Source organism: Pseudomonas sp. B10, from assembly GCF_900156235.1.
GTDB lineage: Bacteria > Pseudomonadota > Gammaproteobacteria > Pseudomonadales > Pseudomonadaceae > Aquipseudomonas > Aquipseudomonas siliginis.
The window spans coordinates 2997937-3021689 of record NZ_LT707063.1 but is presented as its reverse complement, the minus strand read 5'-3'; the positions used below and the strand labels follow the sequence as shown (position 1 = coordinate 3021689).

General features: G+C 61.2%; 21 protein-coding genes. 14 read left to right on the top strand and 7 right to left on the bottom strand.

The window, feature by feature from the left end; all coding sequences use genetic code 11:
• Window positions 1-455: 455 nt before the first annotated feature.
• Window positions 456-1751: a glycine-betaine demethylase subunit GbcA gene (gene gbcA, locus BXA01_RS13720; RefSeq protein WP_076564388.1), complete on the bottom strand. Its 1296-nt coding sequence runs from the start codon at window positions 1749-1751 to the stop codon at window positions 456-458.
• A 296-nt stretch (window positions 1752-2047) separates the two neighbouring features.
• Between gbcA and gbcB the strand changes: the two genes are divergently transcribed.
• Window positions 2048-3148, top strand: a complete 1101-nt coding sequence (gene gbcB / locus BXA01_RS13710) for a glycine-betaine demethylase subunit GbcB (protein WP_016772824.1) — start codon at window positions 2048-2050, stop codon at window positions 3146-3148.
• Window positions 3149-3213: 65 nt separating this feature from the next.
• On the opposite strand, the gene BXA01_RS13705 is transcribed toward gbcB, so the two are convergent.
• Complete coding sequence (locus tag BXA01_RS13705; protein ID WP_076564387.1) at window positions 3214-3747, bottom strand: REP-associated tyrosine transposase; 534 nt, start codon at window positions 3745-3747, stop codon at window positions 3214-3216.
• A gap of 444 nt (window positions 3748-4191) precedes the next feature.
• Window positions 4192-5232 carry a threonine aldolase family protein gene (locus BXA01_RS13700; protein WP_016772826.1) on the bottom strand — a complete coding sequence of 347 codons (1041 nt, stop codon included), beginning with the start codon at window positions 5230-5232 and terminating at the stop codon, window positions 4192-4194.
• A 126-nt stretch (window positions 5233-5358) separates the two neighbouring features.
• Between BXA01_RS13700 and BXA01_RS13695 the strand changes: the two genes are divergently transcribed.
• The 9 genes from BXA01_RS13695 (at window position 5359) to BXA01_RS13655 (ending at window position 16119) form a co-directional block, all read left to right on the top strand.
• A complete protein-coding gene (locus BXA01_RS13695; protein ID WP_076564386.1) occupies window positions 5359-6069 on the top strand; it encodes a TraX family protein in 711 nt (236 codons plus the stop codon).
• Between the two features lie 250 nt (window positions 6070-6319).
• On the top strand, window positions 6320-7573 hold the full coding sequence (gene glyA, locus BXA01_RS13690) for a serine hydroxymethyltransferase (RefSeq protein WP_024014589.1): 1254 nt from the start codon (window positions 6320-6322) through the stop codon (window positions 7571-7573).
• A 21-nt stretch (window positions 7574-7594) separates the two neighbouring features.
• On the top strand, window positions 7595-8845 hold the full coding sequence (locus BXA01_RS13685; RefSeq protein ID WP_016772829.1) for a sarcosine oxidase subunit beta: 1251 nt from the start codon (window positions 7595-7597) through the stop codon (window positions 8843-8845).
• Between the two features lie 14 nt (window positions 8846-8859).
• Window positions 8860-9189 carry a sarcosine oxidase subunit delta gene (locus BXA01_RS13680; protein WP_016772830.1) on the top strand — a complete coding sequence of 110 codons (330 nt, stop codon included), beginning with the start codon at window positions 8860-8862 and terminating at the stop codon, window positions 9187-9189.
• Window positions 9186-12203 (top strand): sarcosine oxidase subunit alpha, encoded by a 3018-nt coding sequence (locus BXA01_RS13675; protein ID WP_041476748.1) that lies wholly within the window; start codon window positions 9186-9188, stop codon window positions 12201-12203. Before BXA01_RS13680 ends, BXA01_RS13675 begins: the two co-directional genes overlap by 4 nt.
• Window positions 12204-12345: 142 nt before the next feature.
• Window positions 12346-12978 (top strand): sarcosine oxidase subunit gamma, encoded by a 633-nt coding sequence (locus BXA01_RS13670; protein ID WP_041476747.1) that lies wholly within the window; start codon window positions 12346-12348, stop codon window positions 12976-12978.
• Window positions 12979-13199: 221 nt separating this feature from the next.
• Window positions 13200-14057 (top strand): formyltetrahydrofolate deformylase, encoded by an 858-nt coding sequence (gene purU, locus BXA01_RS13665; RefSeq protein WP_016772833.1) that lies wholly within the window; start codon window positions 13200-13202, stop codon window positions 14055-14057.
• A gap of 119 nt (window positions 14058-14176) precedes the next feature.
• The gene (fdhA, locus tag BXA01_RS13660) at window positions 14177-15376 is read left to right on the top strand and encodes a formaldehyde dehydrogenase, glutathione-independent (RefSeq protein ID WP_016772834.1); all 1200 of its coding nucleotides are present in this window, start codon (window positions 14177-14179) and stop codon (window positions 15374-15376) included.
• Window positions 15377-15561: 185 nt separating this feature from the next.
• Complete coding sequence (locus BXA01_RS13655) at window positions 15562-16119, top strand: DUF2780 domain-containing protein (protein WP_041476745.1); 558 nt, start codon at window positions 15562-15564, stop codon at window positions 16117-16119.
• 1 nt (window position 16120) lies between these two features.
• Here the strand turns inward: BXA01_RS13655 and BXA01_RS13650 are convergent, their stop codons facing one another.
• Window positions 16121-17008: an acyltransferase gene (locus BXA01_RS13650; RefSeq protein WP_076564385.1), complete on the bottom strand. Its 888-nt coding sequence runs from the start codon at window positions 17006-17008 to the stop codon at window positions 16121-16123.
• 258 nt (window positions 17009-17266) lie between these two features.
• Here BXA01_RS13650 and rloA2 point away from each other — a divergent pair, with 258 nt between their 5' ends.
• The 4 genes from rloA2 to creD all read left to right on the top strand — a co-directional run bounded on the left by rloA2 (window position 17267) and on the right by creD (window position 21441).
• The gene (gene rloA2, locus BXA01_RS13645) at window positions 17267-17773 is read left to right on the top strand and encodes a retropepsin-like aspartic peptidase RloA2 (protein WP_016772839.1); all 507 of its coding nucleotides are present in this window, start codon (window positions 17267-17269) and stop codon (window positions 17771-17773) included.
• Window positions 17774-17842: 69 nt separating this feature from the next.
• The gene (creB, locus tag BXA01_RS13640) at window positions 17843-18523 is read left to right on the top strand and encodes a two-component system response regulator CreB (RefSeq protein WP_016772840.1); all 681 of its coding nucleotides are present in this window, start codon (window positions 17843-17845) and stop codon (window positions 18521-18523) included.
• On the top strand, window positions 18523-19941 hold the full coding sequence (gene creC, locus BXA01_RS13635; RefSeq protein ID WP_076564384.1) for a two-component system sensor histidine kinase CreC: 1419 nt from the start codon (window positions 18523-18525) through the stop codon (window positions 19939-19941). The genes creB and creC overlap by 1 nt, the downstream gene beginning before the upstream one ends.
• Window positions 19942-20073: 132 nt before the next feature.
• Complete coding sequence (gene creD, locus BXA01_RS13630; protein WP_076564383.1) at window positions 20074-21441, top strand: cell envelope integrity protein CreD; 1368 nt, start codon at window positions 20074-20076, stop codon at window positions 21439-21441.
• A 199-nt stretch (window positions 21442-21640) separates the two neighbouring features.
• Here the strand turns inward: creD and BXA01_RS13620 are convergent, their stop codons facing one another.
• From BXA01_RS13620 to BXA01_RS13610, 3 genes are all read right to left on the bottom strand, one after another.
• Window positions 21641-22270, bottom strand: a complete 630-nt coding sequence (locus BXA01_RS13620; RefSeq protein ID WP_076564381.1) for a glutathione S-transferase — start codon at window positions 22268-22270, stop codon at window positions 21641-21643.
• A gap of 162 nt (window positions 22271-22432) precedes the next feature.
• Window positions 22433-22612, bottom strand: a complete 180-nt coding sequence (locus BXA01_RS13615) for a hypothetical protein (protein ID WP_016772844.1) — start codon at window positions 22610-22612, stop codon at window positions 22433-22435.
• On the bottom strand, window positions 22609-23739 hold the full coding sequence (locus BXA01_RS13610) for a PepSY-associated TM helix domain-containing protein (RefSeq protein WP_076564380.1): 1131 nt from the start codon (window positions 23737-23739) through the stop codon (window positions 22609-22611). The genes BXA01_RS13615 and BXA01_RS13610 overlap by 4 nt, the downstream gene beginning before the upstream one ends.
• Window positions 23740-23753: the final 14 nt, after the last annotated feature.

The window sequence follows — 23753 nt, the reverse complement described above, 5'->3', positions numbered from 1 at the left end:
CGAGAGCTGTCAACGCGACGGGTTTTCCCCAGTCATAGGTGTTTTTCCACAGGAGATTGAAAGTTGTCCCCGATCTCTGTTGGCGCTTCTGTGGATAACGTGTTCGCTACCCGCTACAGGCCTTTGAATCCGTGCTGTGTACGAGCGTGATCAAAAAATGATCAATTGTTTTGAGAAACCGCGATTCAGCATAAGTCACGATTTTTCTTTGCAAATCAGCAGGATATTTTTTGAGTCATCCACATTTACCCCCATTTGCTGTGGGCGGGTATGTGGATAACTTGTTTGCGGAAGGCTGGAGGGCTTGGTGGGTATGGGGGCGGGCTGGTTGATCGGAAATTGATCAATCAGCTGGCTAGTGTGTTGAATGAGAAGTCGCTATCGCGAGCAGGCTCACTCCTACAGGGGAACGCATTCCAAATGTAGGAGTGAGCCTGCTCGCGATGCTTTTGCTTTTAGCCCTGAACCGGTACACCTTTGAGGTAAGGCGCAGGCTCTGCCCCGAGGTTGTTCAACATCCGCTCGCTGTACCAATCGACGAAGTTGACCACGCCGAATTCATAGGTCTTCGAGTAAGGCCCCGGCTGGTAAGCGGTGGAGTTGATCCCGCGCTGGTTTTCCTCGGCCAGACGCCGGTCCTGATCGTTGGTCGCGTCCCACACCTGGCGCATGCGCTCGACGTCGTAATCGACACCTTCCACCGCATCCTTGTGCACCAGCCACTTGGTGGTGACCATGGTTTCCTGAGCGCTGATCGGCCACACGGTGAAGACGATGATGTGGTCGCCCATGCAGTGGTTCCACGAGTGCGGCAGGTGCAGGATGCGCATCGAGCCCAGGTCCGGGTTCTTGATCCGGCCCATCAGTTTCGCGCAGCCTTGCTTGCCGTCGAGGGTCATCGACACGGTGCCCTTGAGCAGCGGCATGCGCACGATACGGTTGCGCAAGCCGAAACTGGCGTGGGCGTAAGGGATCTTTTCCGCTTCCCAGGCAGCGGCGGAGGCGGCGACGTGATCCTTGAAGGCCTGATCGGCGCGCGGGTCGGTGACGTCGTCCCACTCCAGCAGAGTTTTCAACAGCTCCGGGTGCGACGCGTTGCAGTGGTAGCACTCGCGGTTGTTTTCCAGCACCAGTTTCCAGTTGGCCTTTTCCATCAAGGTGGTGGTGATCGCCACCTTGGTGTTCTCCATGTCGTACGGTTCCATGTAATGGTTGAGCGTCGACAGGAAGTCATCGATGGCCGGCGGGTTCTCCGCCAGGCTGATGAAGATGTAGCCGCCAGCGGTTTTCACGTTCACCGGTTTCAGGCCGTATTGCTTCATGTCGAAGTCGGCGCCCATCTCGGTGCCGGCGAACAGCAGGCGACCGTCCAGTTCGTAAGTCCACTGGTGGTAATGGCAGACCAGTTTGGCGACTTTGCCTTTTTCATTGGTGCACAGGCGCGAGCCACGGTGGCGGCAGACGTTGTGGAACGCGTGCACCACGCCCTCGGCGCCACGAATGACGATGATCGGGTTCTTGCCGACCTGCAGGGTCAGGTAGTTGCCCTTGGCCGGGATCTCGCAGGTCATGCCGGCGATCAACCATTCCTTCTGGAAGATCTCCTGCATATCGATATCGAACAGGCGCTCGTCGCTGTAGAACGGCTGTGGCAGCGAAAAAGTGCGCTCGCGCTCCTGGAGCATTTGTGCGGTGGCCTTGCGTGCGGGTTCCAGCGGATCGCCCAGGCTGATTTTTGCGGTGACGTCCATCGATGTAATCCTCATGGCCCTCTGCGTGGCCGGCGAAAGTGGCTGATCAGGTGTGCTGCAAAACGGTTGCTACGCAAGGTGTAAAGAAGTCGTCTTGTGTTGGGGCGAGTGTGGGGCCGGCGCTGGGGGGAACCTTATCCATGCGCGACATGGCGCAATCTGTTCCCGACGCGCAAGCCCCGGTGTTCAAGGGCTGGTCGCGATAAGTATGTCAATGTCGCGGATAGGTAAACGCACGGTCTGCGCTATACGCAGAATCGCCGACAAGAGGCCGACAGTCGGCCGTGGAGAACAGCATGTCCAACAGCTTCCTGAATCCGGTCACCACCCAGACCTGGGCCAATGGCCGACACATTGTCCGTTGCGTCAAAGTCATCCAGGAAACCTGGGATGTGCGCACCTTCTGCTTTATGGCCGACCAGCCGATCCTGTTCTTCTTCAAACCGGGGCAGTTCGTCACGCTGGAGCTGGAAATCGAAGGCCAGCCGATCATGCGCTCGTACACGATTTCCAGCTCGCCGTCGGTGCCGTACAGCTTTTCGGTGACGATCAAACGCGTGCCGGGCGGCAAGGTCTCGAACTGGTTGCACGACACTTTGCATGAAGGTCAGGAGCTGGCGGTGCACGGCCCGGTCGGGCTGTTCAACGCGATCGACTTCCCGAGCCCGAAGGTCCTGTATCTGAGCGGCGGCGTCGGCATCACGCCGTGCATGTCGATGGCGCGCTGGTTCTACGACACCAACGCCAATGTCGACATGACGTTCGTGCACAGCGCGCGGTCGCCGAAAGACATCATTTACCACCGCGAGCTTGAGCACATGGCGTCGCGGATCGACAACTTCAGCCTGCACCTGATCTGCGAAAAACACGGCCTCGGTGAGCCATGGGCCGGTTATCGCGGTTACCTGAACCACAAGATGCTCGAACTGATGGTTCCGGACTTCCTCGAACGCGAAGTGTTCTGCTGCGGCCCGACGCCGTACATGACTGCGGTCAAACGCCTGCTGGAAGCGGCCGGCTACGACATGTCGCGCTACCACGAAGAATCCTTCGGCGCCACGCCACCCGAGGCCCGCGCCGACGCGGTGGAACAGGCCGAACAAGCCGCCGATGCGCCGGAAATCGACGCTGCGGATCTGCATCAGGTGGAATTCACCGCCTCCGGCAAAAGCATTCGCGTCGGCCCGGGCGAAACCGTCCACGCAGCCGCCGCCAAACTCGGCCTGATGATCCCGAAAGCCTGCGGCATGGGCATTTGCGGGACATGCAAGGTGATGAAACTGGGCGGCGAAGTGGAGATGGAGCACAACGGCGGGATTACCGAGGACGACGAGGCTGAAGGGTTTATCCTGTCGTGCTGCAGCGTGCCGAAGGGGGATGTGCGGATTGAGTTTTAATCAGTAATTATGATCGTTCCCACGCTCCGCGTGGGAATGCCGCCCGGGACGCTCCGCGTCCCATTTCAATACCAGCGCTGAACCTCGATCAGTCCCTCAGTTCCCGCGTAGTCCCTGGCACTCGAATAACGCCAATGCTCCGGTAAATCCACATACCCGCGTTTCACCGGGTTGTTGTGGATATATTCAAGCTTCTGACGCATCACCGATTCGCTGTAGACCATCTCCGCGTGCGCACCTTCTTGCCACAGCTGATAAACCCGATCCTGTTTGTGTGCACGCTTATTGAAGCGCAGGCGTTGCAAGGCTTTGTCTGCGCCTTTGGTTTGTAAGTCGTTGATGATCTGTCGCGCAGTGAAAGACTTGAACTGGCTGAGACATTTGCTCAGGTCAGGCGCTTGGGCGACAAAGTGAAGATGGTTTTCCAGAATCACGTAGCCGTATAGCTTCAAGTCATGATGTGTCTGCTGATATCGCCAGCAGTTGAGCAGGTGCTCAACGATGTACGGGCGGATGAATAACGGTAACCACTCCATTACGGTGCAGGTCAGGAAATGCGGTTTGTCGGCTTCGGTAATCGTATAGCGGCTGCGGCCCATGGGATTCGATCCTTGAATCTTGCGGTGCGAAGGAGATGGAACGCGGAGCGTCCCGGGATGCGTTACCACGCGGAGCGTGGGAACGATCAGAATGGGGCGGGCGACATAATTGCGCTAGAAGAGGCTTCTGGTACCACGGTGGGAAAAGTCATTCCGGTCCAAAGATCGTTTCCACGCTCTGCGTGGGAATGCAGCCACTGACGCTCTGCGTCATAGCGGTTTTCAGCCTGTCGCCAAGGGTGAAGCTGGAACGCGGAGCGTCCCTGGAGGCGTTACCACGCGGAGCGTGGGAACGATCAGGGTGGGGCAGATGTGGAGATAAAGATCGTTCCCACGCTCTGCGTCATAGCGGTCTTGACCGTGTCGATAATGGTGAGGCTGGAACACGGAGCGTCCCGGGAGGCGTTCCCACGCGGAGCGTGGGAACGATCAATGCGGTGGGGATCAGGCCGACATGACCTCGCGAATATCGCGCGCCAGTTCGCGCACGCGCTCTTCTTCGGTGTCCCAGGAGCACATGAAACGTGCGCCGCCCTTGCCGATGAAGGTGTAGAAGCGCCAGTTCTTTGCAGTCAACGCAGCGATGGCCGGCTCGGACAGTTGCAGGAACACGCCGTTGGCCTGAACTGGGAACATCAGTTCGACCCCGGGAATGTCGCTGACCAGTTCTGCCAGCAGTTGCGCGCAGTGGTTGGCGTGGCGGGCGTATTTGAGCCAGGCGTCGTTTTCCAGAATGCCGACCCACGGTGCCGACAAAAAGCGCATCTTCGACGCCAGTTGCCCGGCCTGCTTGCAGCGGTAGTCGAAGTCTTCGGCCAGTTTGTGGTTGAAGAACAGGATCGCTTCACCCACCGCCATGCCGTTTTTCGTGCCGCCGAAGCACAGCACATCAACGCCGGCTTTCCAGGTCAGGTCGGCGGGCGAGCAGCCGAGGAATGCGCAAGCGTTGGAGAACCGCGCGCCGTCCATGTGCAGGTGCAGGCCCAGTTCTTTGCAGGTGGCGCTGATGGCGCGGACTTCTTCCGGGGTGTAGACACTGCCGACTTCGGTGGCTTGAGTCAGGGTCACCACGCGCGGTTTCGGGTAATGGATGTCCTGACGCTTGAGCGCGACTTCGCGGATCGATTGCGGGGTGATCTTGCCGTTTTCAGTGCCGGCGATCAGCAGCTTCGAGCCGTTGGAGAAGAATTCCGGAGCGCCGCATTCGTCGGTTTCGACGTGGGCGGTTTCCGAGCAGATCACGCTGTGGTAACTCTGGCACAGCGACGACAGGGCCAGCGAGTTGGCGGCGGTGCCGTTGAAGGCGAAGAACACTTCGCAGTCGGTTTCGAACAGTTTGCGGAAATGATCCGCCGCGCGGGCGGTCCATTCATCGTCGCCGTAAGCGCGCTGGTGGCCGTGGTTGGCCTGTTCCATGGCGGCCCAGGCTTCCGGGCAGATCCCGGAATAGTTGTCGCTGGCGAATTGTTGGCTCTTGTCGGTCATGGCCGGCTTCCGTAATCGAGACTCTTGTGAAGGCTCGTGGTCAATGAGGATGCGCACTTTACCGAAGATCTTCCGGGGAGCACATGCGATGTCGGGTGGGGAAAATTACCAGTTTATGGGCCGATTATGCACCTGAGCCAACGCGACGGTGCCCTGGATCTGCTGAAGTGGCTGGCGTTGCTGAGCATGTTGCTCGATCACCTGCGATATGTCGGCTTCTCCGCCGATTGGTTGTATGTGCCCGGGCGATTGGCGTTTCCATGGTTTTGCCTGGCGATGGCGGCGAATCTGGCACGAGACGGTTCGCGCAAGATGGAATGGCGCTATCTGGGCTGGCTGTTGCTGTTCAGTGCAATCAGCGAAATCCCTTATCGCTTTTATATCCCCGACCCTGACACGTTCAACGTGATGCCGACGCTGGCGCTGGGCTTGCTGGTGGCGCGCGGCTGGCAGGACTCAGCGTCGGTGCCACGGTTGCTCGCGCTGGCCGCGCTGGTGGTTGCGGCGGTTTTTTCAGAACGACTGATGTTCGGTTTCTTCGGCGTATTTTTGCCGTTGGCGCTGCTGCTGGTGTTTTGCCGACCCTGGTATTTCAGCCTGTTGCCGGGGCTGGTGTGTCTGGCGGCGAACCAATGGCAGGTGTTGCTCGAATCGGCGCGCTTCGGCAACAGCGTGGCCATTCTCGGCCTGGCGACATGTCTGTTTGCGCCGATGCTGGGAATGTTCTTGTTGCGACATGGGCGACATCTGCAGCCACCACCGATGCGGCGCTGGGCGTATGCGCTGTATCCCGCGCATTTCCTCCTGCTGCTACTTATCCGCCAGCTCGCCGCTTAACCCTGTGGGAGCTGGCTTGCCAGCGATAGCGGTGGTTCAGCCACCATCCATGCCAGATGTGCCGCCGCCATCGCTGGCAAGCCAGCTCCCACAAGGTCATTTCCAGCCATGTCGTAAACGCACCTTTGCGTGGCGTCCGCAGGCATTTGAGCTGTCTGTGCCGGTCATACCATCGCATCAAAGGGCACTGCCATCATTGCCAGTGCCTTACCGAGACGAATGGCGCACAGATGCCGCTGGGAGAGACGCGATGTTCAGCAAGCAAGACCAGATCCAGGGTTACGACGATGCACTGCTGGCGGCGATGAATGCCGAGGAGCAACGTCAGGAAGATCACATCGAGCTGATCGCGTCGGAGAACTACACCAGCAAGCGCGTCATGCAGGCGCAAGGCAGCGGCCTGACCAACAAATACGCCGAAGGCTATCCGGGCAAGCGCTACTACGGCGGCTGCGAGCATGTGGATAAAGTCGAAGCGCTGGCCATCGAACGCGCCAAGCAACTGTTCGGTGCCGACTATGCCAACGTCCAGCCGCACTCCGGCTCCTCGGCCAACAGCGCCGTGTACCTGGCGCTGATCCAGCCGGGTGACACCATCCTCGGCATGAGCCTGGCCCACGGCGGTCACCTGACCCACGGCGCGAAAGTGTCGTCCTCGGGCAAGCTCTACAACGCCGTGCAGTACGGCATCAACACCGACACCGGGCTGATCGACTACGACGAAGTCGAGCGTCTGGCGGTCGAGTGCAAACCGAAAATGATCGTTGCCGGTTTCTCCGCTTACTCGAAGACTCTGGACTTCCCGCGCTTCCGTCAGATCGCCGACAAGGTCGGTGCGCTGCTGTTCGTCGACATGGCTCACGTCGCCGGTCTGGTCGCTGCCGGCCTGTACCCGAACCCGCTGCCGTACGCCGATGTGGTCACCACCACCACGCACAAGACCCTGCGCGGTCCGCGTGGCGGGCTGATCCTGGCCAAGTCCAACGAAGAGATCGAGAAGAAGCTCAACGCCGCCGTGTTCCCCGGTGCCCAGGGCGGTCCGCTGATGCACGTCATCGCCGGTAAGGCGGTGTGCTTCAAGGAAGCGCTGGAGCCTGGCTTCAAGGCCTATCAGCAACAAGTGATCGACAACGCCCAGGCGATGGCCAGCGTGTTCATCAAGCGTGGCTACGATGTTGTGTCCGGCGGTACCGACAACCACTTGTTCCTGGTCAGCCTGATCCGTCAGGGCCTGACCGGCAAGGACGCCGATGCCGCGCTGGGCCGTGCGCACATCACGGTGAACAAGAACGCCGTGCCGAACGACCCGCAGTCGCCGTTCGTGACCTCGGGCCTGCGCATCGGCACCCCGGCGGTGACCACGCGCGGCTTCAAGGTCAGCCAGTGCGAAACCCTCGCCGGCTGGATCTGCGACATCCTCGACAACCTCGGCGACGCCGATGTCGAGGCCAATGTCGCCCAGCAGGTCTCGGCCCTGTGCGCAGACTTCCCGGTTTATCGCTGAGTCGGTTTTGGAGTAATGACTATGCAACGCTATTCCGGCTTCGGCCTGTTCAAACACTCGCTCAGCCACCACGAAAACTGGCAGCGCATGTGGCGCACCCCCACCCCGAAAAAAGTCTACGACGTGGTCATCGTCGGCGGCGGCGGGCACGGCCTGGCGACGGCCTACTATCTGGCCAAGGAGCACGGCATCACCAATGTCGCCGTGGTCGAGAAAGGCTGGCTGGGCGGCGGTAACACCGCGCGCAACACCACCATCGTGCGTTCCAACTACCTGTGGGACGAGTCGGCGCACCTCTACGAACACGCGATGAAATTGTGGGAAGGCCTGTCGCAGGATCTCAACTACAACGTGATGTTCTCCCAGCGTGGCGTCTACAACCTGTGCCACACCCTGCAGGACATCCGTGATTCCGAGCGTCGGGTCAGCGCCAACCGCCTCAACGGCGTCGACGGCGAATTGCTCGACGCCAAGCAGGTTGCGGACGAGATTCCGTACCTGGACTGCTCGAAAAACACCCGCTACCCGATCATGGGCGCGACCGTGCAGCGTCGCGGCGGCGTCGCCCGTCACGATGCCGTGGCGTGGGGCTTCGCCCGTGCCGCCGATGCCTTGGGCGTGGACCTGATCCAGCAGACCGAAGTGATCGGTTTCCGCAAGGAAAACGGTGTGTGCATCGGCGTCGAAACCAACAAGGGTTTCATCGGCGCCAAGCGCGTCGGCGTGGTGACGGCCGGTAACTCCGGGCACATGGCCAAGCTTGCCGGTTTCCGCCTGCCGATCGAATCCCACCCGCTGCAAGCGCTGGTGTCCGAACCGATCAAGCCGATTATCGACAGCGTGATCATGTCCAACGCTGTACACGGTTACATCAGCCAGTCCGACAAGGGCGACCTGGTGATCGGCGCCGGTATCGACGGCTACAACGGCTACGGCCAGCGTGGTTCGTACCCGGTGATCGAACACACCATCCAGGCCATCGTCGAGATGTTCCCGGTGCTCTCGCGGGTACGCATGAACCGCCAGTGGGGCGGTATCGTCGACACCACCCCGGACGCTTGCCCGATCATCTCGAAAACGCCGGTACCAAACATGTTCTTCAACTGCGGTTGGGGCACCGGTGGCTTCAAGGCCACACCCGGCTCGGGCAACGTGTTTGCCGCGAGTCTGGCCAAGGGTGAAATGCACCCATTGGCTGCACCTTTCTCCATCGACCGTTTCCACAACGGTGCGTTGATCGATGAACACGGCGCTGCTGCGGTTGCCCACTAACAGGAGAAATCCCTATGTTGCACATCTTCTGTCCTCACTGCGGCGAACTGCGCTCCGAAGAGGAATTCCATGCATCCGGTCAGGCGCACATCCCGCGTCCGCTGGATCCCAACGCCTGCACCGATGAAGAGTGGGGCGACTACATGTTCTTCCGCGATAACCCGCGCGGTCTGCACCATGAGTTGTGGGACCACGTTGCCGGTTGCCGCCAGTACTTCAACGTCACTCGCGATACCGTGACCTACGAGATTCTCGAGAGCTACAAGATCGGCGAGAAGCCGCAATTCACCGACAAGGCTGGCACTGCGAAAACAGCCACGACGGCGCTGGGAGAGAAGGTATGAGCCAGACCAATCGCCTGTCCAACGGTGGACGGATCGACCGCAACAAAGTGCTGAGCTTCACCTTCAACGGCCAGACCTACAAAGGCTACGAAGGCGACTCGCTGGCCGCTGCCCTGATCGCCAACGGCGTCGATATCATCGGCCGCAGCTTCAAGTATTCGCGTCCTCGCGGCATCTTCGCCGCCGGTTCCGAAGAGCCGAACGCGGTGCTGCAGATCGGTGCCACCGAAGCCACGCAGATTCCCAACGTGCGCGCCACGCAACAGGCGTTGTATCAGGGCCTGGTCGCCACCAGCACCAATGGCTGGCCGAGCGTCAACAACGACATGATGGGGATTCTCGGCAAGGTCGGCGGCAAGCTGATGCCGCCGGGTTTCTACTACAAAACCTTCATGTACCCGCAATCGTTCTGGATGACTTACGAGAAGTACATCCGCAAGGCTGCCGGCCTCGGCCGTTCGCCGACCGAGAACGATCCGGATACCTACGACTACATGAATCAGCACTGCGACGTGCTGATCGTCGGTGCCGGCCCGGCCGGTCTCGCCGCAGCCCTGGCCGCTGCGCGCAGCGGTGCCCGAGTGATTCTGGCCGATGAGCAGGAAGAGTTCGGCGGCAGCCTGCTCGACTCGCGCGAAAGCCTCGACGGCAAACCGGCGATGGAATGGGTCGCCAGTGTCATCGCTGAATTGAAGAACACCCCGGACGTGCTGCTGTTGCCGCGCGCCACGGTCAACGGCTACCACGACCACAACTTCCTGACCATTCACGAACGCCTCACCGATCACCTCGGTGACCGCGCGCCGATCGGTCAGGTGCGTCAGCGCATCCACCGTGTCCGCGCCAAGCGCGTGGTGCTGGCGACCGGCGCCCACGAGCGTCCGCTGGTGTACGGCAACAACGACGTGCCGGGCAACATGCTCGCTGGCGCGGTGTCGACTTACGTGCGTCGTTATGGCGTAGCGCCAGGCAAGAAACTGGTGCTCTCGACCAACAACGATCACGCCTATCGCGTCGCTCTGGATTGGCTCGATGCCAGTCTGCAAGTGGTAGCGATCGCTGATGCACGCAGCAATCCGCGCGGTGCATTGGTCGAAGAAGCGCGCGCCAAAGGCATTCGCATCCTCACCGGCAGCGCGGTCATTGAAGTGCGTGGCAGCAAGCGCGTGACCGCTGCACGCGTCGCCGCGATTGACGTAAAGGCCCACGCCGTGACCAGTCCGGGCGAATGGCTCGACTGCGATCTGGTTGCCAGCTCCGGTGGTTACAGCCCGGTGGTTCACCTGGCTTCGCACCTTGGTGGCAAACCGGTCTGGCGCGAAGACATTCTCGGTTTCGTGCCGGGCGAAGCACCGCAGAAGCGCGTGTGCGTCGGTGGCATCAATGGCGTCTACGCGCTCGGCGATTCGCTGGCCGACGGTTTTGAAGGTGGCGTGCGCGCTGCTGCCGAAGCCGGTTTCCAGACCGTCGAAGGCGTGTTGCCGAAAGCCCTGAGCCGTCTCGAAGAGCCGACCCTGGCGCTGTTCCAGGTGCCGCACGAGAAGAACTCGGCGCGTGCACCGAAGCAATTCGTCGACTTCCAGAACGATGTCACCGCCGGTGGTATCGAATTGGCGACCCGTGAAGGTTTCGAGTCGGTCGAGCACGTCAAACGCTACACCGCGCTGGGCTTCGGCACCGATCAGGGCAAGCTCGGCAACGTCAACGGTCTGGCCATTGCCGCCCGTTCGCTGAACGTGACCATCCCGCAGATGGGCACCACCATGTTCCGTCCGAACTACACGCCGGTGACCTTCGGCGCCGTGGCCGGTCGGCATTGCGGGCACATCTTCGAACCGGTGCGCTACACCGCGCTGCATGCCTGGCATGTGAAGAACGGCGCCGAGTTTGAAGACGTCGGTCAGTGGAAGCGTCCCTGGTACTTCCCGAAAAACGGTGAAGACCTGCACGCGGCGGTCAAGCGCGAATGCAAAGCCGTGCGCGACAGCGTTGGCCTGCTCGATGCTTCGACCCTCGGCAAGATCGACATTCAAGGCCCGGATGCCCGCGAGTTCCTCAACCGCGTGTACACCAACGCCTGGACCAAACTCGACGTGGGCAAGGCTCGCTACGGTTTGATGTGCAAAGAAGACGGCATGGTCTTCGACGACGGTGTGACGGCTTGCCTGGCCGACAACCATTTCGTCATGACCACCACCACCGGCGGCGCCGCGCGCGTGCTGCAATGGCTGGAGCTGTACCACCAGACCGAATGGCCGGATATGAAGGTGTACTTCACCTCCGTTACCGATCACTGGGCGACCATGACCCTGTCCGGGCCGAACAGCCGCAAGCTGCTCAGCGCCGTGACCGACATTGATCTGAGCAACGAAGCGTTCCCGTTCATGACCTGGAAAGAAGGTCTGGTCGGCGATGTGCCGGCGCGGGTGTTCCGTATCTCGTTCACCGGTGAGCTGTCGTACGAAGTCAACGTGCAGGCCGATTATGCGATGGGCGTGCTGGAGAAAATCGTCGAGGCCGGCAAGCAGTACAACCTGACGCCGTACGGCACCGAAACCATGCACGTGCTGCGGGCCGAGAAGGGCTTCATCATCGTCGGCCAGGACACCGATGGCTCGATGACCCCGGATGACCTGAACATGGGCTGGTGTGTCGGTCGCACCAAACCGTTTTCGTGGATCGGTCAGCGTGGGATGAACCGGGAAGACTGCGTGAAAGACCAGCGCAAACAACTGGTGGGCCTCAAACCGATCGATCCGACCAAGTGGCTGCCGGAAGGTGCGCAGCTGGTGTTCAACACCAAGCAGGCGATCCCGATGACCATGGTCGGCCACGTGACCTCGAGTTACGCGCACAACTCCCTCGGTTATTCGTTTGCCATGGGTGTGGTCAAGGGCGGTCTCAAGCGCATGGGCGAGCGGGTGTTCGCACCGCTGGCCGATGGCAGCGTGATCGAGGCGGAAATCGTGTCTTCGGTGTTCTTCGATCCGAAGGGTGATCGCCAGAACATTTGACGGCCTCGAGAACTGTGGGCGGGCGGCTATTCGCGAGCAGGCTCGCTCCCACATTCGATCGCGTTCCCCTGTGGGAGCGAGCCTGCTCGCGAAGGCGGCGGCACAGCTACCACAGGAACCAACAGAATTCAGAAGGTGCTTTATGACCACAGCCAATGTTTACCAACAACGCCCGACCACTGGCGCCAAGGCCGAATCGTCGCTGCACCATGCCGACCTCGCCAGCCTGGTCGGCAAGGGCCGCAAGAACGCCGGCGTGATCGTGCGGGAAAAGAAACTCCTCGGCCACCTGACTATTCGTGGCGATGGCCACGACGCGGCGTTCGCGGCCGGTGTGCACAAGGCGCTTGGCATTGAATTGCCCGGCGCGCTGAGCGTGATCGTCAAAGGCGAAACCAGCCTGCAATGGATGGGCCCGGACGAGTGGCTGCTGATCGTGCCAAGCGGCGAAGAATTCGCCGCCGAGCAGAAACTGCGTGAAGCGCTGGGCGATCTGCACATTGCCATCGTCAACGTCAGCGGCGGCCAGCAGATCCTCGAACTGAGCGGGCCGAACGTGCGTCAGGTGCTGATGAAATCCACCAGCTACGACGTGCACCCGAACAATTTTCCGGTCGGTAAAGCGGTGGGCACGGTGTTCGCAAAGTCGCAGCTGATGATTCGCCACACGGCCGAAGACACCTGGGAACTGCTGATCCGTCGCAGCTTCTCGGATTACTGGTGGTTGTGGTTGCAGGATGCTTCGGCCGAGTACGGCCTCAGCGTTCAGGCCTGACACTGAATGGCCAGTGCCTGCATTTGTGGTGAGGGGATTTATCCCCGTTGGGTGGCGAAGCCGCCCCAAAACCAATCACCTCGGTTCATCAGGTAGATCGAATTCACAGGTTTTGCGACTGCTTCGCAGCCGAACGGGGATAAATCCCCTCACCACAAAATCCGTGCAGCGCAGGTCAGCCTGGTTTTGCTCACCGTTGTTGTAACAGGAGTCACCGCACCATGAGCCGCGCCCCAGACACATGGATTCTGACCGCCGACTGTCCCAGCGTCCTCGGCACGGTGGACGCGGTCACGCGTTTTCTGTTCGAGCAGGGCTGTTATGTCACCGAGCACCATTCGTTCGATGACCGCCTCTCGGGGCGTTTCTTCATTCGCGTAGAATTCCGTCAGCCCGACGGCTTCGACGAACAATCCTTCCGCGCAGGTTTGGCCGAGCGCGGGGAGGCGTTCGGCATGCTCTTCGAGCTGACCGCGCCGAACTACCGGCCGAAAGTGGTGATCATGGTCTCCAAGGCCGATCACTGCCTCAACGACTTGCTCTACCGCCAGCGCATCGGCCAGTTGTCGATGGACGTCGCGGCGGTGGTGTCCAACCATCCGGATCTCAAGCCGTTGGCCGACTGGCACCAGATTCCCTACTACCATTTCCCTCTCGACCCCAATGACAAACCGGCGCAGGAGCGTCAGGTCTGGCAGGTGATCGAAGAGGCCGGTGCCGAACTGGTGATCCTCGCCCGCTACATGCAGGTGCTGTCGCCGGAGCTGTGCCGCAAGCTCGACGGCAAGGCGATCAACATTCATCACTCGCTGTTGCCGGGCTTCAAGGGCGCCAAGCCTTATCACCAGGCCTACAACAAGGGCGTGAAACTGGTGGGCGCGACGGCGCATTACATCAACAACGACCTCGACGAGGGGCCGATCATCGCCCAGGGCGTCGAGGCGGTGGATCACAGTCATTATCCCGAAGACCTGATTGCCAAGGGCCGGGATATCGAAGGCCTGACCTTGGCGCGGGCGGTTGGGTATCACATTGAGCGACGAGTGTTTCTCAACGCCAATAGAACAGTCGTTCTTTAGCTTCAAGCTCCAAGCTTCAAGCCGCAAGAAAAAGCGGTCAGCACACTTCTTGCGGCTTGTAGCTTGCCGCTTGAAGCTCAATCAACTCTCTACCCAACAACAAATATAGAGGTGATGGCATGTCTGGCAATCGTGGTGTGGTGTATCTCGGCGCTGGCAAGGTCGAAGTACAGAAAATCGACTATCCGAAAATGCAGGACCCGCGTGGTCGCAAGATCGAGCACGGGGTCATTCTCAAAGTGGTTTCCACCAACATCTGCGGCTCCGACCAGCACATGGTGCGCGGTCGGACCACAGCGCAGACCGGTCTGGTGCTGGGTCACGAAATCACCGGCGAGGTGATCGAAAAGGGTTCCGACGTCGAAAACCTGAAGATCGGCGATCTGGTCTCTGTTCCGTTCAACGTAGCTTGCGGGCGCTGCCGTTCCTGCAAAGAGCAACACACCGGCGTCTGCCTGACCGTCAACCCGGCCCGTGCCGGCGGCGCATACGGTTACGTCGACATGGGCGACTGGACCGGTGGCCAGGCTGAATACGTGCTGGTGCCGTACGCCGACTTCAACCTGCTGAAACTGCCGGATCGCGACAAGGCCATGGAGAAAATCCGCGACCTTACCTGCCTCTCCGACATCCTCCCGACCGGCTATCACGGCGCCGTCACTGCCGGCGTCGGTCCGGGCAGCAGCGTTTACATCGCCGGCGCCGGTCCGGTCGGCCTCGCCGCTGCCGCTTCCGCACGTTTGCTCGGTGCGGCGGTGGTGATTGTCGGCGACGTCAACACCATCCGCCTGGCCCACGCCAAGGCCCAGGGCTTTGAGGTCGTCGACCTGTCCAAAGACACCCCGCTGCACGAACAGATCGCCGCACTGCTGGGCGAGCCGGAAGTCGACTGTGCGGTGGACTGCGTCGGTTTCGAAGCACGCGGCCACGGCCACGACGGCGTCAAGGCCGAAGCCCCGGCCACGGTGCTCAACTCACTGATGGGCGTGGTGCGCGTTGCCGGCAAGATCGGTATCCCGGGCCTGTACGTCACCGAAGATCCGGGCGCCGTCGACGCTGCCGCGAAAATGGGCAGCCTGAGCATCCGCTTCGGCCTGGGCTGGGCGAAATCCCACAGCTTCCACACTGGGCAGACTCCAGTGATGAAGTACAACCGCCAGCTGATGCAGGCGATCATGTGGGATCGCATCAACATTGCCGAAGTGGTCGGCGTGCAAGTGATCAGCCTCGATCAGGCGCCAGAAGGTTACGGCGAGTTCGATGCGGGTGTGCCGAAGAAGTTTGTGATTGATCCGCATAAGTTGTTCAGTGCGGCGTAAGGTTTTAGCGCAACGCAAAACGGCGACCTCAGGGTCGCCGTTTTTATTGCCGCATTTTCACATTTTCTCGACGGACTGTGGCTGAGAATGGATCTGCAACCCGGAACATGCCGCCCGATACCCGGTCAAACCGGCAGTTTCGTCGCCGTTGTCCGGTGGCAGCTTTTCCCCAAGAGGATGTCTGAATGAAGATTTCACGCGGTTTTGCCCTGGCATCGCTCCTGACTCTGGCGGCCGGGCCGGTGTTTGCCGGTTTCAGTTTGAACGACGTGGCCGGTGCGGTAGCGGGGATGCAGGGTGGCGACAAGGCGGCTGCTGCGGCGCCGACCTCGGAGACCGCTGGTTTGTTGAGTGCGCTGAGTGCGCTGGACGTCACGCCGGAGCAGGCTGTTGGCGGTACCAGTGCGATGCTCGGGCTGGCGAAGAATCAGTTGAGCAGCACCGACTATTCGCAACTGGCCAAGGAGGTGCCGGGCATCGACAAACTGTCCGGTGGCAGCGGAAATCTGGCGGCGCTTGGGGCTTTGCTCGGTTCGTCCGGCAAGTCCGCCGGGCTTGAAAATGCGCTGGGCAATGTCAAAGACAGCAACGACCTCAACAACGCGTTCAGCGCGCTGGGCATGGACAGCGGCATGATCGGCCAGTTTGCCCCGGTGCTGCTGCAATACCTCGGTCAGCAGGGCGTCGGCGGTTCGCTGTTGAGCAGCCTGGGCAGCATCTGGGGTGTAGGCACCGGCACCTGAGTCAGCGGCGCTCGTTGCGCAGCTCGACGATGCGCTGATCCTTCTCGGTCCAGAGCTGGTTGACCCAGTTCTGGACGTGTTGGCGAAAGGCCGGATCTTTCTCGTAATCGCCCTGCCACAGCGTCGGGTCGAGTTCGCGCGTCCTGATGTCGATGATCACTCGCGGCACGTTGCCGCTGATCAGGTCCCAGAAGCCCGGGATTTTTTCCTGCGGATACACCACCGTCACATCCAGCATTGCGTCGAGTTGTTCACCCATCGCCGCCAGCACGAACGCCACGCCGCCGGCCTTGGGTTTGAGCAGGTGGCTGAACGGTGATTCCTGCTGGGTGCTTTTCGCCAGGGTGTAGCGCGTGCCTTCCAGATAATTCACCACCGTCACCGGCTGGCGCTTGAACAGCTCGCACGCCGCTTTGGTGATTTCCAGATCCTTGCCCGCCAGCTCGGGGTTCTTTGCCAGAAAGGCTTTGGTGTAGCGCTTCATGAACGGGTAATCCAGCGCCCACCACGCCAAGCCGAGGAACGGCACCCAGATCAGCTCTTTCTTCAGAAAGAACTTGAAGAACGGCGTGCGCCGGTTGAGGGTCTGGATCAGTGCCGGAATATCGACCCACGATTGATGGTTGCTGACCACCAGATAGGACGTGTCGCGGCGCAGATCGTCGCCGCCGCGAATGTCCCATTGCGTGGGGATGCACAGCTGGAAGATCAGCTTGTCGATCTCGGCCCAGGTCTCGGCGATCCACATCACCGCCCCCGATGCGTAATCCCGCCAGCGCCCGGATGCAACCAGCTTGAGCAGGGCAAAGACCATCAACGGCCCGATCAGGACCAGGGTGTTGAGCAACAGCAGCAGGGTGACGAAACAGCCGGTGAGCAGGCGGCGCATAAGCAACTCTATGAAGTGGCAGGGGCGAGCCATGATAAGCAGCTTCGCGCGACAGGCCAAATCGGCGCTGACGAATGTTTCACTTCAGTCCCGTTAACCTGATCGTTCCCACGCTCTGCGTGGTAACGCCGCCCGGGACGCAGAGCGTCCCCTGTGACGCAGAGCGTCACTGGATGCATTCCCACGCAGAGCGTGGGAACGATCAACCGCGCGACGGTCTAAAATCCCGTTGCCCAACCTTCCAAGGAAGCCCCTTACGTGAAATCCCTCCTTGCTCTGTTTGCCCTCGTCGCGCTGCCGGTAATGGCCGCTGAGCCGACGCTGTACGGTCGCTACGAATACATCGCGCTGCCGGAAATCGGTGGCGAAGTGCTCAAGGCCAAGATGGACACCGGTGCGCTGACCGCCTCGCTGTCGGCCAAGGACATCGAGACCTTCACCCGCGATGGCGAAGACTGGGTGCGTTTCCGCCTCGCCACCAAGGACGCCAGCAACAAGGTTTTCGAGCACAAGGTCGCGCGGATCAGCAAGATCAAAAGCCGTTCCGACGAGGACGATGAAGAGCGCGACAGCAGCGATGTCGCCAAGCGTCCGGTGGTCGATCTGGAACTGTGCCTGGGCAACGTCAAGCGCACCGTCGAGGTCAACCTGACCGACCGCAGCCACTTCAACTATCCGCTGCTGATCGGCGCCAAGGCTTTGCGTGAGTTCGGCGCGGCGGTCAACCCGGCGCGGCGTTACACCGCCGACAAGCCTGACTGCTAAGTGGTCTGATTGACGTAACCCCGGGCTTGGGGCACCGTTCGCGCACTAACTGCCACGGGCTCGGACGCCATGCCGCACATCCTGATTGTCGAAGACGAAGCGGCGATTGCCGACACATTGATTTTTGCCTTGCAGGGCGAGGGGTTCAGCACCACGTGGCTGAACCTCGGCGCGGCGGCGCTGGAGCATCAGCGGCAAACCCCGGCCGACCTGATCATTCTCGATATCGGCCTGCCGGACATCAGTGGCTTCGAAACCTGCAAGCAACTGCGGCGCTTCACGGAAGTGCCGGTGCTGTTTCTCAGCGCCCGCGACGCCGAGATCGACCGCGTGGTGGGTCTGGAGATTGGTGCCGACGATTACGTGGTCAAGCCGTTCAGCCCGCGTGAAGTGGCTGCGCGGGTCAAAGCCATCCTCAAGCGCATGGCGCCGCGGCCAACCCTGGAAGCAGGCTCAACGCTGTTTCGCATCGATGCCGAACGCGTGCAGATCAGCTATCGCGGCCAGCCGCTGAGCCTGACCCGCCATGAATTCCGCTTGTTGCAATGCTTGCTCGAACAACCTGAGCGGGTGTTCAGCCGCGAGCAATTGCTCGATGCGCTGGGCGTAGCGGCCGATGCCGGTTACGAGCGCAGCATCGACAGCCACATCAAAAGCCTGCGCGCCAAGTTGCGCCTGGTGCGCGCCGAGGCCGAGCCGATCCAGACCCATCGCGGCCTCGGTTACAGCTACAGCCCGGGGCACAGCTGATGTCGTTGGGGCTGCGGATCTTTCTGGTGTACGTGCTGTTTGTCGGCCTGACCGGTTATTTCGTCCTCAACACGGTGATGGAGGAAATCCGCCCCGGCGTGCGTCAGTCCACCGAAGAGACGCTGGTGGACACCGCCAACCTGATGGCTGAAATCCTGCGCGACGATTTCAAGGCCGGCACCCTCAGCGAGAACCGCTGGCCGCAATTGCTCCGCGCCTATGGCGAGCGCCAGCCGCAAGCGACCATCTGGGGCTTGCCGAAGAACCAGGTCAACCACCGCATCTACGTCACCGACGCCAAGGGCATCGTTGTGCTCGACTCCAGCGGCGTCGCGGTCGGCCAGGATTATTCGCGCTGGAACGACGTCTACCTGACCCTGCGCGGCGAGTACGGCGCGCGCTCCAGCCGCAGTGATCCTGACGATCCGAGCTCTTCAGTGATGCACGTCGGTGCGCCGATCCGCGACAACGGCAGGATCATCGGCGTGGTCACCGTGGCCAAGCCCAACAGTTCATTGCAACCCTACGTCGATCGCACCGAGCGGCGTTTGCTGTTTTACGGCGCCGGACTGATCGGCCTCGGTCTGCTCTTCGGCGCTTTGCTCTCATGGTGGCTTAGTCGTGCGCTGCACCGTTTGACCGGTTATGCCCAGGCGGTCAGCGAAGGCCGGCGCGTGGAAGTGCCGCATTATCGCGGCGGCGAGCTGGAGCAACTGGCCACAGCGGTCGAGCAGATGCGCACGCGGCTCGAAGGCAAGGCCTACGTCGAGCGCTACGTGCACACCCTGACCCATGAATTGAAAAGTCCGCTAGCGGCCATTCGGGGCGCAGCGGAGTTGCTGCAAAGCGATATGCCACCCGTCCAGCGTTTGCGCTTTGTCAGCAACATCGACAGCGAGAGCGCGCGGATGCAGCAGCTGATCGAGCGCCTGCTCAACCTGGCGCAAGTCGAACAGCGCCAAGGGCTGGAAGAACGGGTGGCAGTACCGCTGGCGCTGTTGGTTGCAGAACTGCTCAAGGCGCAGGCCGCGCGGATCGAGGGCAAACAACTGCGTGTCGAGCAAGCGATCGGCGAAGATCTGCTGTTGATTGGCGAGCCGTTTCTGCTGCGGCAGGCGTTGGGCAATCTGCTGGAAAACGCCTTGGATTTCACCCCGGCGCAGGGCCTGTTGCGCTTGCGTGCCGAGCGGGTTGGCGAGCAGATCGAGTTCCGCCTGTTCAACCAGACTACACCGATTCCCGATTACGCCTTGCCGCGTTTGACCGAGCGCTTCTACTCGTTGCCGCGCCCGGACAGCGGACGCAAGAGCACCGGGCTGGGGCTGAACTTCGTTGAAGAAGTGGTCAAGTTGCATGGCGGGGTGATGCGCATTGGCAATGTCGAGGGCGGGGTTGAGGTGTTATTGCGCTTGCCGTGAGACCCAGTTGCTGCCTTCGCGAGCAGGCTCGCTCCCACAGGGGAATGCATTCTCCACACAATCTCCATATTCCCCCCACATTCCCACCACACCGCATCAGCAGACTCCTCCCATCCAAACAGGGAGAGTCCCATGAACAAGAATCTGACCATCAAGCTCGGCGCGATTGCCTTGTTGATCCTGCTGTTGCTGATCCCGTTGTTGATGATCGACGGCATCATCGATGAGCGTCAGCAACTGCGCGACGGTGTACTCGAAGACATCGCGCGCAGCTCCAGTTATAGCCAGCAACTGACCGGGCCGGTGATGGTGGTGCCGTATCGCAAGGTGGTGCGCACCTGGAAGACCAACGAGAAAACCAACAAGCGCTACGAAGAAGTCAGCGAAGCGCGCGGGCGTTTGTACTTTCTGCCGGAGCGTTTCGAACTCGACGGGCAGGTGCAGACCGAGCTGCGCAAACGCGGCATTTACGAGGCGCGACTGTTCCACGCCGACAATCGTATCGATGGGCATTTTTCCCTGCCGGCGCAGTTGGGCATCAAGGAAAATTTTGCCGATTACCAATTCGACGCGCCGTTCCTCGCCGTCGGTATCAGCGATATTCGCGGCATCGAAAACGCGCTGAAACTCGAGCTCGGCGGCCAGCAACTGGATTTCGTGCCCGGCAGCGAAGTGGCGTGGATCGGTGAGGGCGTACACGTGACCCTGCCGGCGCTAGACGCCAGCAAAGCCACGCAACTGACCTTCGGTTTCGACCTGCGCCTGCAAGGCACCGGCTCGCTGCGTGTGGTGCCGGTGGGCAAGACCAGCAGCGTCAGCCTCGCCGCCAACTGGCCGCACCCCAGCTTCGTCGGCAACTTCCTGCCGGCCAAGCGCGAGATCAACGATCAGGGTTTCAGCGCCGACTGGCAGACCTCGTTTTTCTCCACCAACCTGCAAGAGGCGATGGAGCGCTGCGTCGCTGGCGACTGTGATGCGCTCAACGGGCGCAGCTTCGGCGTGAGCTTCATCGATCCGGTGGATCAGTACCTGAAGAGCGACCGGGCGATCAAATACGCGCTGCTGTTCATCGTTCTGACATTCGCCGGTTTCTTCCTCTTCGAAGTGCTCAAGAGCCTGGCGGTGCACCCGGTGCAATATGCCCTGGTCGGTGTTGCGCTGGCGTTCTTTTACCTGCTGCTGTTGTCGCTGTCGGAACACATCGGTTTTGCGCTGGCGTATCTGTTGTCGGCGAGTGGCTGCGTGTTGCTGATCGGCTTCTATGTCAGCCACGTCCTGCGCAGCGCGCGGCACGGCTTGAGTTTCTCGGCCGGGCTGGCAGCGCTGTATGGCTTGCTGTACGGCTTGCTCAGCGCCGAGGATTACGCGCTGCTGATGGGCTCGCTGATGCTGTTCGGTCTGCTCGGGGTGTTCATGGTGCTGACGCGCAAACTGGACTGGTACGGCATTGGTTTGAAGTCGGCCAGGCCGCTGGAGTTTGATGTGGAGGCGATGCAATGAGCGGGTTGAGGGCTGAGCGCAGGGAAGTGGCGGTTCTGCTGACGCTGATTGTTGCAGCGCTGCCGCCAGAACCGAGGTGGTGCCATCGCTGGCAAGGCAGCTCCCACAGGATATATGCCGACAGACAGGTCAGCGGCCTGTCCCGATTCAATGTGGGAGCTGGCTTGCCAGCGATGGGGGCAGATCAGGCAGCGCAGCTTTAGGGCTTGGGCATCGTCGCCACCATGGACGGTCGCTGACTCACTTCAAAATACCAATTGGCCAGTTGCGGATTGGCCGCGCGCCAGTCCATGTCCGGGAAACGCAGATCCAGATAGCCCAGCGCGCAGGCCACGCTGATCGCCGCGACATCGAAGTGGCTGGTCAGCTCGGCAATCGCTTCGCTCTCGAGCACGGCGAGGGCGCGGCGGATCTTGTCGCGCTGAGCGTTCAGCCATTCGTCCCAGTGTTTTTCCACCGGGCGCAGCACGGTTTCATAACGCACCATCACCGAGGCATCCATGATCCCGTCGGCCATCGACGCCAGCGTCAGGCGCCGCCAGCGCGCCGCACCTTCACGGGGGATCAGCGGATTGCCGACGTGCTGCTGGTCGAGGTACTCGAGGATGACGCGGCTGTCATGGATGACATTGCCGTCGGCCAGGCGCAGGGCGGGGATCTTGCTCAGCGGGTTGTCGGCAATCAGCGCCGGGTCCGGGCTGACCGGGCTGAGCACGCAGTCCTGCAGCGCGACACGATCCTGCTGACCGGTTTCGTGCAGCAGCACCATGACCTTGCGGACAAAGGGCGACAGGGTGTTGTGGTACAGGGTCATGCTGGGGGCGGACATGGCAAGGTCTCGATCAGGACAGTGATCGGGCAGCATAGCCTGCTCGCGTCCGGCGCAGAACCCATGTGGGAGCGAGCCTGCTCGCGAAGGCGTCGTGACAGTCGACTTTGATGTTGAATGTCCGGGCGCTTTCGCGAGCAGGCTCGCTCCCACAAGGGATTCTCAGCTTCGCGGCAGAAAACCTCTTATCGCCAGAAATGCCGGCACGCCAAGCCCGACCCAGCTCAAGGCATCCCAGATTCCATCCCCCAGCAACGCCGCAAACAGCCCCGCCGCACTGAGCAGGGCGATCACGATCGGTGTGCTGAAGACTTTCCAGAAACTCGACTGACGCGGCTTCATGCCGAGGCCTCCGCCGTTTCCAGAACAGGCTTGGCCGCCTTGCGCCGCACTACCCAAAGATAAACGCCACTGGCCAACACGATGATCGTCAGCACATCCAGCGTCGCCCAGAGAATCTTCATCGGCATGCCGCCGTAGTCACCAAAGTGCAGCGGCTGCGACATGCCCATGGCGTCCATGTACCACGGCCGTTCGGCCACGGCGGTGACCTGCAAGGTCGTGGCGTCGATCAGCACCGGTGTCAGCAGGTGCGAGGTCAGGTGCGTGCCGCCCTTCATGAACACCGAATAATGGTGCTCGCTGGAAAAACGGGTGCCGGGGAAGGCGATGAAATCCGGCTTCATCCCCGGTGCGACTTCCTCGGCGATGTCGAGCAGCCGCGTAGCCGGCGCCAGTTGGGTCAGCGGCGGCGCATCGCGATACGGCGCGATCAGGGTGGTCAGTGCATCGTTGCGCCAGGCGGCGATGAGCAGGTCGGCGCAGGCGCTGATCACTCCGGTCACGCCCACCACCAGGCACCAGGTCAAAGTGACGACGCCGATCAGGTTGTGCAGGTCGAGCCAGCGCAGCCGCGTGGATTTGTCCTGGCGCACGGTGCCGAATTTCAAGCGGCGCATGAACGGCAGGTACAGCACCGTGCCGGACACGATTGCCACGACAAACAACAGACCCATGAACGCCAGCAGCAGCTTGCCCGACAGCCCGGCGAACATGTCGACGTGCAGGCGCAGGATGAACAGCATCAAGCCACCGTTGGCCGAAGGGGTTTCCAGCGCTTCGCCAGTGCGCGCATCGAGCATGAAGGTGTGCGAAGAGTTCGGCTCGGTGTCGGCAGTCCTGGCCATGATCGCGAATGCCGCGTTCGGCTCTTCGTCGTCATAACCGAAGTACTGCATGACTTCGCCCGGGCGGTGTTTCTGGGCGGCATCGACCAGTTGCTGCAGGTTGAGTTGCGGCGTGTCGGCCGGCATCTCGCGCAGCTCCGGGGCGTTGCCCAGCGCGTGATCAATCTCGTGGCTGAAAATCAGCGGCAGACCGGTCAGTGCGAGCATCAGCAGAAACACGGTGCAGATCAGGCTGGTCCAGGTGTGGATGAACGACCAACGGCGGATGGTTTTACTTTTCATTGCATGACCTTCAA

Excerpts from the sequence above, each read along its gene's own strand:
- BXA01_RS13615 (WP_016772844.1), bottom strand. The coding sequence starts at position 22,612 with ATGAAGCCGCGTCAGTCGAGTTTCTGGAAAGTCTTCAGCACACCGATC.
- BXA01_RS13685 (WP_016772829.1), top strand. The coding sequence starts at position 7,595 with ATGCAACGCTATTCCGGCTTCGGCCTGTTCAAACACTCGCTCAGCCAC.
- creD (WP_076564383.1), top strand. The coding sequence starts at position 20,074 with ATGAACAAGAATCTGACCATCAAGCTCGGCGCGATTGCCTTGTTGATC.
- BXA01_RS13620 (WP_076564381.1), bottom strand. The coding sequence starts at position 22,270 with ATGTCCGCCCCCAGCATGACCCTGTACCACAACACCCTGTCGCCCTTT.
- BXA01_RS13650 (WP_076564385.1), bottom strand. The coding sequence starts at position 17,008 with ATGCGCCGCCTGCTCACCGGCTGTTTCGTCACCCTGCTGCTGTTGCTC.
- glyA (WP_024014589.1), top strand. The coding sequence starts at position 6,320 with ATGTTCAGCAAGCAAGACCAGATCCAGGGTTACGACGATGCACTGCTG.
- BXA01_RS13670 (WP_041476747.1), top strand. The coding sequence starts at position 12,346 with ATGACCACAGCCAATGTTTACCAACAACGCCCGACCACTGGCGCCAAG.
- BXA01_RS13655 (WP_041476745.1), top strand. The coding sequence starts at position 15,562 with ATGAAGATTTCACGCGGTTTTGCCCTGGCATCGCTCCTGACTCTGGCG.
- fdhA (WP_016772834.1), top strand. The coding sequence starts at position 14,177 with ATGTCTGGCAATCGTGGTGTGGTGTATCTCGGCGCTGGCAAGGTCGAA.
- creB (WP_016772840.1), top strand. The coding sequence starts at position 17,843 with ATGCCGCACATCCTGATTGTCGAAGACGAAGCGGCGATTGCCGACACA.
- purU (WP_016772833.1), top strand. The coding sequence starts at position 13,200 with ATGAGCCGCGCCCCAGACACATGGATTCTGACCGCCGACTGTCCCAGC.
- BXA01_RS13610 (WP_076564380.1), bottom strand. The coding sequence starts at position 23,739 with ATGAAAAGTAAAACCATCCGCCGTTGGTCGTTCATCCACACCTGGACC.
- gbcA (WP_076564388.1), bottom strand. The coding sequence starts at position 1,751 with ATGGACGTCACCGCAAAAATCAGCCTGGGCGATCCGCTGGAACCCGCA.
- gbcB (WP_016772824.1), top strand. The coding sequence starts at position 2,048 with ATGTCCAACAGCTTCCTGAATCCGGTCACCACCCAGACCTGGGCCAAT.
- BXA01_RS13695 (WP_076564386.1), top strand. The coding sequence starts at position 5,359 with ATGCACCTGAGCCAACGCGACGGTGCCCTGGATCTGCTGAAGTGGCTG.
- BXA01_RS13680 (WP_016772830.1), top strand. The coding sequence starts at position 8,860 with ATGTTGCACATCTTCTGTCCTCACTGCGGCGAACTGCGCTCCGAAGAG.
- BXA01_RS13675 (WP_041476748.1), top strand. The coding sequence starts at position 9,186 with ATGAGCCAGACCAATCGCCTGTCCAACGGTGGACGGATCGACCGCAAC.
- BXA01_RS13705 (WP_076564387.1), bottom strand. The coding sequence starts at position 3,747 with ATGGGCCGCAGCCGCTATACGATTACCGAAGCCGACAAACCGCATTTC.
- creC (WP_076564384.1), top strand. The coding sequence starts at position 18,523 with ATGTCGTTGGGGCTGCGGATCTTTCTGGTGTACGTGCTGTTTGTCGGC.
- BXA01_RS13700 (WP_016772826.1), bottom strand. The coding sequence starts at position 5,232 with ATGACCGACAAGAGCCAACAATTCGCCAGCGACAACTATTCCGGGATC.